This window comes from Fibrobacter sp. UWR2 (genome assembly GCF_002210285.1).
In the GTDB taxonomy this organism is placed as follows: Bacteria; Fibrobacterota; Fibrobacteria; order Fibrobacterales; family Fibrobacteraceae; genus Fibrobacter.
Genome location: NZ_MWQE01000011.1, coordinates 1 through 12990, shown reverse-complemented (window position 1 = coordinate 12990; position 12990 = coordinate 1). Strand labels below are relative to the sequence as shown.

At 55.4% G+C, this 12990-nt stretch carries 10 protein-coding genes; 4 read left to right on the top strand and 6 right to left on the bottom strand.

The features are described from left to right. Window positions 1-98: 98 nt before the first annotated feature. A complete protein-coding gene (locus B7994_RS12435) occupies window positions 99-1331 on the top strand; it encodes a GspE/PulE family protein (protein ID WP_088638793.1) in 1233 nt (410 codons plus the stop codon). 4 nt (window positions 1332-1335) lie between these two features. Here B7994_RS12435 and mtgA read toward each other — a convergent pair whose 3' ends face one another. Continuing rightward, window positions 1336-2067, bottom strand: coding sequence for a monofunctional biosynthetic peptidoglycan transglycosylase (gene mtgA, locus B7994_RS12430; protein WP_088638792.1), 732 nt, complete (start codon window positions 2065-2067; stop codon window positions 1336-1338). A gap of 19 nt (window positions 2068-2086) precedes the next feature. Next, window positions 2087-3172 (bottom strand): CHC2 zinc finger domain-containing protein, encoded by a 1086-nt coding sequence (locus B7994_RS12425; RefSeq protein ID WP_088638791.1) that lies wholly within the window; start codon window positions 3170-3172, stop codon window positions 2087-2089. A 35-nt stretch (window positions 3173-3207) separates the two neighbouring features. On the opposite strand from B7994_RS12425, the gene murB reads away from it, so the two are divergent. After that, entirely contained in the window at window positions 3208-4158 is a 951-nt protein-coding gene (gene murB, locus B7994_RS12420; RefSeq protein WP_088638790.1) for a UDP-N-acetylmuramate dehydrogenase, read from the top strand. Between the two features lie 26 nt (window positions 4159-4184). Continuing rightward, window positions 4185-6020: a glutamine-hydrolyzing GMP synthase gene (gene guaA / locus B7994_RS12415; RefSeq protein WP_088638789.1), complete on the top strand. Its 1836-nt coding sequence runs from the start codon at window positions 4185-4187 to the stop codon at window positions 6018-6020. A gap of 119 nt (window positions 6021-6139) precedes the next feature. Here guaA and B7994_RS12410 read toward each other — a convergent pair whose 3' ends face one another. Together B7994_RS12410 and purL are read right to left on the bottom strand one after the other, a co-directional pair. After that, window positions 6140-7273 (bottom strand): fibrobacter succinogenes major paralogous domain-containing protein, encoded by a 1134-nt coding sequence (locus B7994_RS12410; RefSeq protein WP_158213149.1) that lies wholly within the window; start codon window positions 7271-7273, stop codon window positions 6140-6142. A 127-nt stretch (window positions 7274-7400) separates the two neighbouring features. Further along, window positions 7401-11276 (bottom strand): phosphoribosylformylglycinamidine synthase, encoded by a 3876-nt coding sequence (gene purL / locus B7994_RS12405; RefSeq protein ID WP_088638787.1) that lies wholly within the window; start codon window positions 11274-11276, stop codon window positions 7401-7403. A 100-nt stretch (window positions 11277-11376) separates the two neighbouring features. Between purL and B7994_RS12400 the strand changes: the two genes are divergently transcribed. After that, window positions 11377-12249, top strand: a complete 873-nt coding sequence (locus tag B7994_RS12400) for a hypothetical protein (protein ID WP_144063889.1) — start codon at window positions 11377-11379, stop codon at window positions 12247-12249. Window positions 12250-12412: 163 nt separating this feature from the next. Here B7994_RS12400 and B7994_RS12395 read toward each other — a convergent pair whose 3' ends face one another. Both B7994_RS12395 and B7994_RS14285 read right to left on the bottom strand, forming a co-directional pair. Further along, complete coding sequence (locus B7994_RS12395) at window positions 12413-12592, bottom strand: hypothetical protein (protein WP_144063888.1); 180 nt, start codon at window positions 12590-12592, stop codon at window positions 12413-12415. A 179-nt stretch (window positions 12593-12771) separates the two neighbouring features. After that, the coding region (locus tag B7994_RS14285; protein ID WP_233143208.1) for a hypothetical protein at window positions 12772-12990 on the bottom strand (219 nt) is incomplete at its 5' end.

Here is a 12990-nt window from a genome sequence, read left to right as displayed (position 1 = left end):
TAATCTCCTTGTTAGAGTCCCCTGCCTACGGGCGGGGGACTTTTTTTGATTATCCTGGTACTGGTCTGCGGAGGGGCTGATTTTGTAGATTGCGGAGCATGTCGAATTTTATGTACAGCACAATCTCACGCGACGCTAAGTCGCTACGCATCGCCGTCACCGATATCTACGACGAACTTTCGCTCGAACGCATCCGTATTGAGAACGGGTGCAAGGTGGTTCCGGAGGAACGCACGGAAACGGAAATCCGGCAGATGATACGCGAGCGTACGCAGCGGGATGCCGAAAGCGGGATTGCCGCCCTAGAGGCTGCCAAGGCTGCCGGGAGCAGGAGTAATACCTGGGAATCCGAACCGGTTATCAACCTGGTCGACTCGCTTATCGAAGATGCGCTAGAGAAAGGTGCGACAGATATCCACCTGGAGCCAAGCGAGGGGGCGCTGAATGTGAGGTTCCGTATCGACGGAATGCTCGAGACATACCGTGAACTCCCTGCATGGCTTTCGGAGCCTGTCATTATCCGCCTTAAGTTGCTGGCGAAGGCCGATATTACCGAGAGGAGACTCCCCCACGATGGGAGTTTCTCATTTCAGGGACTACGCGAGAACGCGAACATTCGCTTGAGTACGCTCCCGATTCAGGGTGGAGAGAAGTGCGTTTTGCGCCTGTTGCCCACAGAAGACCGCGGGCAGACTCTCGATACACTCGGGTTTACGCCCGAGGTGCTACGGGAGTTCCGTCGCATCTTTTCCATGCCGCAGGGGCTGTTCCTGATTACCGGGCCCACGGGGAGCGGTAAGACTACCACATTGTATGCAGGCTTGCGCGAGATTCTCCGGCGGCAGGTCAACGTGACGACAATCGAGGACCCTGTGGAATACCCGCTGAAGGGCGCAAACCAGGTGCAGGTGAACGAGAAATGCGGGTTTACGTTCGCGAGGGCGATGCGTTCGATATTGCGGCAAGATCCGGACGTGATTCTTGTTGGGGAAATCCGTGACGAGGAAACAGCCCGCATCGCCATACGGGCGGCACAGACTGGCCACTTGGTACTTTCGACATTGCATACGAATAGCGCGAAGGCTGCGGCAGGACGACTGCTGGATCTTGGAATCTCGCGCGCGGTCCTCGACGATTGCCTGCTTGGAGTGGCGGCGCAGAGGCTTCTCCGCAAGGTTACGCAGGACGGGAACTATTCCGGCAGGGTCGCTGCTGTTGAAATCTACACGCCTGAGGGCGGTTATGTTCAGGGAAGTCTCCAGGAATACGCCCGCACGCTCGTAAGTGCGGGCATCACCGATATGCGCGAAGTCGAACGCGTAATCGGGTGAATTTCTATGGTACGAACACGCCGTTCTTGATATTCTGCAAGATGGCGTTACGGCGTCGCTGCATGAGTTCGGAATCTTCTTCGGGATGGCTATTGCCCGGGCTTGCCAGCATTGCCGCGAGGTTTACCGCCTGCTGGAGCGTGAGCTCGGAGCAGTGTACCTTGTAGTATATTTCGCTTGCCGCCTCGCAACCGAATACGTTCTTGCCCCATTGCGCGTAGTTCAGGTAGAGTTCTAGAATGCGGTCCTTCCCGAGGTTCCACTCCATCACTATTGCGTACACAAGTTCCTTCATCTTGCGTTCCCATGTGCGCTCGCCTGTGAGGAAGAGGTTCTTCGCGAGTTGCTGCGTAATGGTCGAACCGCCATAGCGCATCTGGCCCTTGGTCATGTTTGCGTCCATTGCACGGGCAATGCTGCGCACGTCGAAACCGGGGTGCATGTAGAATGCGGGATCCTCGACCGCGATGACGGCCTTGCGCAGGTTCGTGCTTATGGAATCAAGCGGGACAAATCGGTGTTGGATGTTGACCTTCGGGTTCGAATCCACGAGGTCGAGCATAAAACGGCTCATTGCAGGCGGAGTGTCGCGCATGGCCTGGATTTCGTCTAGTTGCCCGAACACGTACGAGTGCGCCTTGATGAGGAACAGTGTCCCGACCAAACTAAATAGCACCGAGTAGATGAAAAGGACAACAAGAAAGATTCGGCCGATAATCTGGATTTTCTGCAACATAGCTATGGAAAGTTAGAAATTATTTCCGGCCACCAAACCATTCGTTCACGTCCTGACCGTCCTTCATGCCTGCAGGCAGGTTCTCAAGGCCGTCGCCAAGGATAATCGTGCGGATGCCGGCGTTGCCGAAAACGCCCTGCAGGTATTCCATTCCCTTGCGGCCAGCCTCGTCGTGGTCCAGACAAAGTACAACATTCTTGTTTTTGAATAAAGGGACCCAGTCCGCCTTGAAACTGCGCACGCCGGGAATGCCCACGGCATCGATATTCTGCTGCAGCATCGTAAGTGTGTCGACAACGCCTTCGCAGAGGTAGATCCAGCCCATCTTCTGGTTCAGGGCCGATACGTTGTATGGGAACGGGACCGTGCCGCGCAGGTGGAGTTCCTTCGGCTCGGTAGAGCGCTCGAGCGCTCTTGCCTGAAAATGCGAAGCGCGCATCTGAGAATCCAAATACGGAAATATCAGCGGGTGCTTGTAGTAGCGCAGGTTTCCCTTGTCGTTGAAGAGGCCCACATATTGCAGCACTTCCATGCTGTAGGTCTCTTTCAGCCTACGGTTCAGACCGTCGTAATCGGTAATGGTGCGCAGGAGCATCTTGTCCCATATGGGCTTGAATATGCGGCGGCGCGCAAGGTAGGCGGCGGCAGGTGTCCCGTCTACGGGCGAGAGCATCTTGAGGAAAGAGAGGACGACCTTCTTGCGCTCGTCCTCGGAAATGAGTTCCTTGGCGGGCTTGGGTTCGGCAAGCCTTTCCACAAATTTATCTTCGAGGGCGGCCGCCATGGATTCCGATATCGGGCGGTTCACCTTCCCAGGGACAAGAAACGGGTAAGTATCCTTGAGCCAGTTGAGGGCTTCCACAAAACTGCACCCGTTGCATAGCTGTACTAGGCTAATCACGTCGCCGCGGACATCGTCGCAGACCCAGCAGCGGAACATTCCGCGTTCTTCGGAAATCGAGACAGACGGAGTGCGGTCACCGTGTACATGGCGCTGCGGGTAGAAGCACTTGCACTTCCCGCGCACGACTTCGATACCGAGAGCCTGGGCCACGGCGGTTATCGAAAGCGATGCCTTGAATTGTTTGAGTTCTTCGTCTGTCATTTCTAGGAATAATAGCAAATACCTATATTTTGGATATGCAGATTCTTGAAAACGAGCCGATGAGCAAGCACACCTCATTCAAGGTGGGTGGACCGGCACGGTTTTTCGTGAAGGCGGAGAGCCTTGCGGACCTCAAGGAGGCTTTCGCCTTTGCCCGCGATAAGCGTCTCCCCCGCTTTATCCTCGGGAACGGCACGAACCTGCTTGTTTCGGATAGTGGCTTTGAAGGCGTCGTCATTGCGCTCGCCGGTGAATTTTCGGACATCGCGGAGCAGGGTGTAGGCTTGTTCAAGGTCGGCGCCGCCACACCGCTCGGGAGATTTGCCCGCGTAGCACTCAAGCAGGGTTATGCAGGCATCCACAAGCTGGCGGGAATCCCGGGAACCCTCGGGGGCGCTATCTACATGAATGCGGGTGCCTACGGGCAAGAAATCGGGACACGCTGCACGCAGGTCGTCACCCTGGGTGCAGACGGCAACACGCACGAATATTCGAATGAGGACTGCGCCTTCGGGTACAGGCGGAGCGTTTTCCAGAAGGCTTGTGCCGCACATTCTGCAGATGACGCGCAGGCCGAGATCATTCTTTCGGCTACGTTCCAGCTGGAAAGCGGCAGTCTTGCATGCGAATCGCAAGAGCAGACTGTCGCCCGCCTTGAGGCCGAACTCGCCGAATGCATGGCTAAGCGCAAGGCAAGCCAGCCGTTGAACATGCCCAATGCGGGTTCCACCTTCAAGCGCCTGGAATGCGGTTCGTCTGAGATGCCGCAGCAGGTCGCCCCCGGCTACTACATCGAACAGGCTGGCCTCAAGGGTTACCGCATCGGCGGCGCCGAAGTCAGTATGCTCCACGCGAACTTCATCGTGAACGCGGGCGGTGCGACGGCAAAGGACATTCTCGACCTGAGCGATTATGTCAAGGCGAAAGTCGCAGAAAAGTTCGGCGTCCACCTCCAGCGAGAAATCGTTTTGCTTGGTGAAATGTAAGCCGAATTTTTCTATCTTTGGGACGTATGAAGAACGTCGATACTATTGCTGTTTTGGACTTTGGCGGGCAGTACGCCCACCTGATTGCTAACCGCGTGCGCCGCTTGGGCGTATTTACCGAAATCCATTCCCCCGCCGCTCCCGTCAGCGAACTGGAAGGTGTGAAGGGAATTATCTACAGCGGCGGCCCCTCCAGCGTGTACGCGGCCGACGCCCCGGAATATAATCCCGAAATTTTGGACCTCCCAGTGCCGAAGCTCGGCATCTGCTACGGTCATCAGCTCATCGCCCAGCAGTTGGGCGGTCATGTTGAACCGGGCAAGGTTAAGGAATACGGCATCGCCGACCTCATCGTGGGAGACGAGAAGTGCCCGATTTTGAAGGACCTTCCGAAGGCATCCCCCATGTGGATGAGCCACGGCGATCAGGTGACGAAGCTCCCTGAAGGCTACAAGATTGTGGCCAGCACCAAGGACTGCGAAATCGCGGCCGTCGCTTTCGACAGCGACAAGCCCGAGCGCCAGATTTTCGGCATCCAGTTCCACCCCGAAGTCACGCACAGCAAGTTCGGCATGAAGTTGCTCGAAAACTTCATCGATTTCACGGGCGCGAAGAAGACCTGGAACATGAAGAGCTACCTGCCGCTCATCACGCAGCGCATCAAGGACCAGGTCAAGGACCGCAAGGTGTTCCTGCTCGTGTCCGGCGGCGTGGACTCCACCGTGGCATTCGTGCTCCTGAACCGCGTGCTCGGACCGGAAAAGGTTCTCGGCCTGCACGTGGATAACGGCATGATGCGCCTCGGCGAATCCCAGAAGATTATGGACTTCCTCACGAAGGAAGGCATGAACAACCTGAAGGTGCGCGACGCTAGCGAACACTTTCTCGCAAAGCTCAAGGGCGTGACCGCTCCGGAAACCAAGCGCGGCATTATCGGCAAGGAATTCCTGACGGTGAAGGACGAGGAAATGGCGAAGCTCAACCTCGATCCGAACCAGTGGATGATGGCTCAGGGTACCATCTACCCCGACACCATCGAAAGCGGCGGCACCAAGAACGCCGACAAGATCAAGACGCACCACAACCGCGTGCAAGAAGTCTTGGACCTCATGGAAAAGGGTCTCGTGCTCGAACCGCTTGCCGACCTGTACAAGGACGAAGTCCGCGCCCTCGGCGAAGAACTCGGCATTCCGCACAGCCTCGTGTGGCGCCACCCGTTCCCGGGCCCGGGCCTCGGCGTGCGCCTGCTCTGCAGCGACGGCGTGCTCGCCAATGACATGGTGAAGTTCGATGATGTTCGCGACACGTTGGGCCAATCCCTCGCCGACTACCTGAAGGCAAACAACATTGCAGGCCGCCTGCTCCCCATCAAGAGCGTGGGCGTCCAGGGCGACGGCCGCACCTATGCGCAGCCGTTCCTCATCACCACACCGGGCCTCTCCTGGAAGGACTGCGAAAAGTTCTCGACCGAACTTGCCAACCGCTTCAAGGCTATCAACCGCGTGATTTACCAGATTGGAAGCGTCGCTGATGAAGATCCGAAGCTTGTCGAACAGTTCGCCACCCGCGAAAACTTCGATACGCTCCGCAAGTTCGACAACATCTGCACCGAATTCCTGCAGGCAAACGACTTGTACGAAAAGATTTGGCAGATGCCGGTTGTCCTCGTCCCGCTCCGCACGGCAAACAAGCCCTGCATCGTGATGCGCCCGGTGAACTCCACCGAAGCCATGACGGCAAACTTCGCCGAAATCGACCAGGGCATGCTCGCCGGTCTCTGGCGCAAGTTCGAAGCCGAAGGCGCTGGCAGCCTGTGGTACGACGTGACGCACAAGCCGCCCGGAACCATTGAGTGGGAGTAAGCCGAGTGCTGCGAAAACATGCTCGCATGTTTTCATAGCCGAGGCGCGCGAACACGCGACAAGCGTAGCGCAGTCGCAATGGGAATAACTCCCGACTCAGTTTAAATTTACTGAATTAGTTAATCGTCTTCGACGCAACGGACGGGCAGTTCGTTTGACTTATAGTCATCAAGTTGGACGAAGCCCGTTTTCCCCTCTTCGATTTGCCAGCTGTTTGCCTGGACATCGTTTTCCTGTGATGCTGTCCAGTATCGGGCAAGCCTCCCCGCATTCATGAAATTCCCACTCATGAAACGGTATCCCGAGGCAACAGCATTGAAGCCCGACTCGTTTGTTCCGTTGCCATTGTTCCATCCGAATGTTGACTTGAGGACCTGTGCGGCACGCTTCTTTGCCTTGTAGTTCACGTAAGTGACTAGGTGCTTCCACTCTGCATTCGTCGGGATATGCCACCCCTCGGGGCAGACTCCGCGGATACTGCCCTCGCTCAACAGCAACCTGCATACCTTGGAATTGCAGTTTGCATCGATTTTCAGGGCTTGAGCCCAAGTGTAGTAACGCCCATAAAGAGGGCAATTGGCTTCCCTGTTGTCATAGCATTGGGCATCCTGCATTCTGAATCTGAGATTCTCAGCCATCCAGACTTTCTTGCCAATCATGACAATCTTGTACTTTTCTCCGTCGCGGTGGTCTATGATGTAGTTTGGTCTAGAGGGCTTCTTGGGCTTTTGCGGCTGGTTTTTCTTCTTGGATGCCGGATCGAATGGAGAGGCGTCCCAACCGGACTTGCTGTTGTTCTCGGCGCTGTAACCGCCCAGATTGCGAGTTAGATCCTGTACGCGAGCAAAGAGCGATTTCGAGTTGCGCTTGATATCGTTCCAGAGGTCGACCGCCGTAACCTGTAATGCTGTGTAGCTCCCGAGGAGTTTCGCGCTGCCGGTCTCGTAAAGTTCGACCGTCAAAGTGAGTTTATCCCCGAACTTGCCGACGCGCGCCTGTGCAATGTAGTCTGCTGCGATATTTCTGCCGGTTTCGGCAAGGCATGTGCCTTCGCAATCCTCGAGTGCCTTGCCCGGCGGCAACATCACGTTGATGTTTTCGCGGGTCATGATGGTATAGTTCATGGCCGGAGGGAGCGCCGCCCCCGCCTGCGCACGGAGTTCATCCGTTAAAAAATGACATTCAGAGGGGGTGATTGCACTGTCGATAGAAATAGTCTCAAGAACCGCAACAAACGCGGCAAAAGAGTTCATGCACAAACAAAGGAGCGCAAAAAGAAAAATCCTCATGCAGATAAAATAGTTATTCTGCATGAGAAATGATACTTTTTATTTACGGGTTGCCGACTAAACGGGGTTTTTAGCCGACAAACCGAAATGATTAGCCAACAAAGATACGGCCGTTACGGAACAGCTGCATCCACGGGCCGTCTTCACCCCATTCTGCCGGGTGCCAGGAGTACTGGCAGGTACGGAACACGCGTTCGGGGTGCGGCATCATCACGAGGGCGCGGCCGTCTTCGGAGCAGAGGCCGTTGATGCCGAACGGAGAGCCGTTGGGGTTCAGCGGGTAGCGTTCGGTGTATTCGTGCTTGCCATCCACATAGCGCAATGCCACAAGACCGGTCTTGAGGCAGGCTTCGGCGGCTTCGCGGCTAGCGAATTCCGCGCGGCCTTCGCCGTGTGCGACCGCTATCGGGAGCACGGAGCCTGCCATGCCCTTGAGGAGCACGGCCGGAGTGTCTTCGACCTTGAGCGTGCAGAAGCGGGCTTCGAAGCGTTCGGAGAGGTTCTGCACGAAGCGCGGCCAGTGCTTGGCACCCGGAATCAAGTCCTTGAGGTTAGAGACCATCTGGCAGCCGTTGCAAACACCGAGCGTGAAGGTGTCCTTGCGGTTGAAGTAGGCCTCGAATTCGGCACGGGCCTTCGGGTTGAAGAGGATGCTCTTGGCCCAACCTTCACCGGCACCGAGAACGTCACCGTAGCTGAAGCCACCGCAAGCCACGAGACCGTTGAAGTCCTTGAGGCTTACGCGGCCTTCGAGAATGTCGGTCATGTGAACGTCGATGGATTCGAAGCCGGCCTTCTGGAAGGCGGCAGCCATTTCGAGTTCGCCGTTGACGCCCTGTTCACGCAGAATTGCCATCTTCGGGCGGCTTGCGTAGTCCTTGATGACCTTAGCGCTAGCAGCGAGATCGAAGGTGACCTTCGGCGTAATACCCGGATTGTCCTGTTCCAGCTTGAGCGTGTATTCACTTTCGGCACAATCCGGGTTATCGCGGAGGGCCGCGATGCGGCGGGTCGTGTCGCTCCAGATGGCGCGGAGATCCGAGAGGCCTTCGGCGTAGTCGCCGATGACCAGGTTGTAAGAATCATTGAGCGTACCGATTTCAGAAACGGTATTGCCGAGACCAGCGGCGGCAAATGCGTCGCGAACAGCCGCGAGGTCAGCATTCTTCACCTGGAGCACGGCACCAAGTTCTTCGTTGAAGAGAGCGTCGATGAGGTTGCCCTTGAGGGCTGCTGCATTGAGCGTCACGCCCACGTGGCCGGCGAAAGCCATTTCGGCAACCGTCGTGTAGAGGCCGCCATCGCTCTTGTCGTGGTAGGCCATAATCTTGCCAGCGGCATTGAGCTTCTGAATGGTTTCGAAGAAGGCGCGGAGTTCCTGAGCAGAATCGACATCCGGAGCCTTGTCACCGAGGTTGTTGTAAACCTGAGCAGCAATGGAGGCGCCCATGCGGTTCTGACCGCGGGCCAAATCAACGAGCACGAGCGTCGAATCCTTATTCTGCAACAGCTGCGGGGTAAGCGTCTTGCGCACATCGGCACACGGAGCAAAGGCACTAATCACGAGCGAAATCGGAGCCGTCACGCGGTGGCTACCCTTGTCGTCCTGCCACACGGTGCTCATGCTCATGGAGTCCTTCCCCACCGGAATCGTGATGCCGAGATCCGGGCAGAGTTCCATACCGATAGACTTCACGGCTTCGTAAAGGTCGGCGCCATCGCCTTCGTAGTTCGGCGTTGCCATCCAGTTTGCGGACAAGTTCACGCGGCCCATATCAGGCACGCAAGCGGCAGCCATGTTGGTGAGGGATTCAGCTACCGTCATACGGGCGGCAGCAGCCGGAGAAATCAAGGCGATTGGAGCGCGTTCGCCCATACTCATGACTTCACCTTCGTAAGTATCAAGCGTTGCGCTAGTCACGGCGCAGTCGGCGACAGGAACCTGCCACGGGCCAACCATCTGGTCACGGCAAATCATACCCGTCACGGAACGGTCACCGATAGAAATGAGGAACGTCTTGTCGGCGACGGTCGGGTTTGCAAGCACGCGGTGCGCCACATCCTTGATGGAGGCGTCAGCCGGAACCACCGTGGAATTGAGCGGGCGCTTCTGGCTCTTTTCGTTACGAATCATGCGGGGCGGCTTGCCGAGGAGCACGCCGAGCGGCATGTCAATCGGAGTCGTGCCGAAGTGCTTGTCGGTAAGAGTGAGGTGCTTTTCAGGGATGGCCTCGCCCACCACGGCGTACGGGCAGCGTTCACGCTTACAAATCGCGTCGAACACATCCAACTTATCGCCCGCAATAGCGATAACGTAACGTTCCTGGGATTCGTTACTCCAGATTTCGAACGGGCTCATGCCCGGTTCGTCGTTGGGAACGTTGCGGAGTTCAAATTTACCGCCGAGACCGCCATCGTTCACGAGTTCCGGGAAGGCGTTCGAAAGTCCACCTGCACCCACGTCGTGAATAAAGGTAATCGGGTTTTCTTCGTCCATCGCCCAGCAGCGGTCGATGACTTCCTGGCAACGGCGTTCCATTTCGGGGTTTTCGCGCTGCACGGAGGCAAAGTCGAGAGATTCATTACCGGCACCGTTCTGCACGGAGCTGGCAGCACCACCACCGAGACCGATGAGCATCGCCGGACCGCCGAGCACAATCAGGTGGTCACCCGGGTCGATGTGGCCCTTCTCGATGTGCTGGTGCTTGATGTTGCCAAGACCGCCAGCAAGCATAATCGGCTTATGGTAACCGCGGACTTCCTTGCCGTTCTGGGCATCGACTTCCTGTTCGAAAGTGCGGAAGTAACCGAGGATGTTCGGACGACCGTATTCGTTGTTGAATGCAGCGCCACCGAGCGGGCCTTCAATCATAATGTCGAGAGCAGAAGCAATGCGGGACGGGCTACCAAAGTCCTTTTCCCACGGCTGGACTGCACCCGGAAGCTTGAGGTTCGAGACGCTGAAGCCCGTGAGGCCGGCCTTCGGCTTGGACCCCTTACCCGTAGCACCTTCGTCACGGATTTCGCCACCACTACCGGTAGCGGCACCCGGGAACGGAGAAATGGCCGTCGGGTGGTTGTGGGTCTCGACCTTCATGAGGATGTCGACTTCTTCGTTGTGGAAGTCGTACTTGTTGTTGCGCGGGTCAGCGTAGTAGCGGCCAGCGACAGCGCCCTTCATCACGGCAGCGTTGTCCTTGTAGGCGCTAAAGATGTTGGAGTTGTGGAGCTGGTAGGTGTTCTTGATCATCTGGAACAGGGACTTGTCCTGCTTGACACCGTCAATCGTCCATTCGGCACCGAACACCTTGTGGCGGCAATGTTCCGAGTTGGCCTGTGCGAACATGTAGAGTTCCACGTCGGTCGGGTTGCGCTTGAGCTCGGTGAAGTTCTTCACGAGGTAGTCGATTTCGTCGGAAGAAAGCGCGAGGCCCATTTCCTTGTCGGCCTTCACGAGGGCGTCGCGGCCCTGGTCGAGCACCGGAATCACGTTCAGCGGACGCGGATCTTCCTTGCTGAAGAGGACTTCCAAGGAGGCGGTGTCGGCGAAAACGGCCTGGGTCATGCGGTCGTGAATCTTGGCCGAGATTTTTTCGCGGGCACCGGCAGGCACGGCACCTTCAAACTTCACGTAGTAAGCGATAGCGCGTTCGATGCGCTTGATAGCCGGAAGGCCGCAGATGTGAGCGATATCGGTCGCCTTGGAACTCCACGGGCTGATGGTACCCGGACGCGGGCACACCACAAAGAGTTCGCCTTCGAGAGCCTTGGGTTCGCGGGCCGGACCGTAGTGCAGCACCTTCTTCAGGGTTTCAGTTTCCGCATCGGAAAGTTCGGCGGACAGATCCACCACGTGCAGGAATTCAGCATAGACGGAAGCGACAGAGAGCCCCGCAGCCTTGAAATCGGAAGAAAGTTTCTGGAGACGGAAATCCGACAGAGCCGGCGTACCACGAAGAATAAGCATTATTAACCTCGGTTTGATTTTTACGCGGTAAATTTAGAAAAATTCAATATTAGCCATCCACGTTCCTTTCCAAACCTGCCCAATTGTTATATTGGGGAATATGTTCCATCTGAATAGACAGGACTCCTCTGGCGACTTGGAAAAGACGAAGGCCGACTTCGAGCGCTACTATGAACTGAAGTCGGAACTCGAGGATGCGACCCGCCAGTTCAAGGAGACGGGGGCCTCCCCCCTGAACGCCGAGCAGTTCGAATCCAAGCTCAAGGAAATGGAGGCGCTCAAGGCCGAATATCCCATACTTGACACGGGCTATGGCCCCGACGCCAAGAGACAGATCTTCCAGGACTTGTTCACCCGCATCTTTGCGATTATCCTGATATTCATAACGTTCCTCTTTGCGGTCAACTGGATTGCTTACCCGTCCGCAGTAAGCAAGATTGTCATGTTCTGGGACTCGGGCAACGGCAGATACAACTTTGCAGATAAAATAACACTCACCGCAAAGTTCCCCATCATGTGCTGGCTGGTCCTCCCCGCAGACCGGGAAGACATCGATCTCAAACTGGATTCCAGCATCCAGAATTACGTCAACCGCAAGCTCGCCATCGATTCCAACTACTTTACCTGGAACTCGGACACATATCTTTTCAACCCTTCCCTCAAGGAAGCGCATTTCATCTATGACAACAACTACATCGGCGCCAAGTTCGACTATATCCTGAAGAAATTCGTGAAAAGTTGCAACAACCTTCGCAACCAGGACACCTCCTACATCGATTATGACCTCAAGGCAAGCGTCTGCAACCATGAAATGAAAAAGTTCAAGATTTTCACAAGGGTTCATTCCGAAAAGATCCTGAACAAACTTCTCAGGGGGAACCTTTTCTACGCGATACGAAAGGAACTCGAATCCTACAGACCTCTACCGACAAAGATGGATTCGTACTACATCATCAAGCCAGACGAGTTCTAGGCCAAGAATCAAGGTTTAATCTCACCAGTTCGGAAGTCGTAAATTCCGTAAGTGAAGAACGGCTTCCCTTCCTCGAATTTCTGCCCTTCGCGCCTTTTCTTTTCAAATAAAGCCTTCAGTTACTTGGCTAGTTCCGCAATGGTTTCCTGCGATACAATCCCGTCTATGCTGTTCTGGTATTTCGCCGATTTGGCGTGAACGAGACCGCATCGCCCTTCTTGTATTCCTTAAGGAGCTCAATTTCGTTAGTCACAATTCCCTGGAACCGATTTCCCAGGCACTGGGTAACATAAACGAAAACCATCTCCTTCGTCCCGTCCTTGTCGGTCAATTCAATCTGCACATCCAGCTCACGCAAAGCACCGCAAGCAGGGAAATAAAGCGAAGGAGTCTAGAAAACATATTCATACCTCACTAAAAATAATGCAAAAATCAAAAAATGGGGATTAAACAGCTGCTTTTAAGGCACTTTAATCCCCATTTTCACACACAAACTAACAACAAATAAAGCATTTCTAGCGTTCAAACACAGGTACAGCACAAAAATTGGGGATTAAACCGGCGTTTTTTGTGTATTTCATCCCCACTAAAAGCCAAATTAGACTTTTTTCGCACAAACAAACTAACAAACTGGGGATTGGACAGGCTATTTTTCAGCAGTTTAATCCCCAATTTCCGAAAAAAACGGTAGTGTAAATCAAACTGTGTCATCGTCCGTTGTTTGATTCCTTGGCAAAAATT

Coding starts and splice junctions, on each gene's coding strand:
- murB (WP_088638790.1), top strand. CDS start 3,208: ATGCAGATTCTTGAAAACGAGCCGATGAGCAAGCACACCTCATTCAAG.
- mtgA (WP_088638792.1), bottom strand. CDS start 2,067: ATGTTGCAGAAAATCCAGATTATCGGCCGAATCTTTCTTGTTGTCCTT.
- B7994_RS12425 (WP_088638791.1), bottom strand. CDS start 3,172: ATGACAGACGAAGAACTCAAACAATTCAAGGCATCGCTTTCGATAACC.
- purL (WP_088638787.1), bottom strand. CDS start 11,276: ATGCTTATTCTTCGTGGTACGCCGGCTCTGTCGGATTTCCGTCTCCAG.
- guaA (WP_088638789.1), top strand. CDS start 4,185: ATGAAGAACGTCGATACTATTGCTGTTTTGGACTTTGGCGGGCAGTAC.
- B7994_RS12400 (WP_144063889.1), top strand. CDS start 11,377: ATGTTCCATCTGAATAGACAGGACTCCTCTGGCGACTTGGAAAAGACG.
- B7994_RS12435 (WP_088638793.1), top strand. CDS start 99: ATGTCGAATTTTATGTACAGCACAATCTCACGCGACGCTAAGTCGCTA.
- B7994_RS12410 (WP_158213149.1), bottom strand. CDS start 7,273: ATGAACTCTTTTGCCGCGTTTGTTGCGGTTCTTGAGACTATTTCTATC.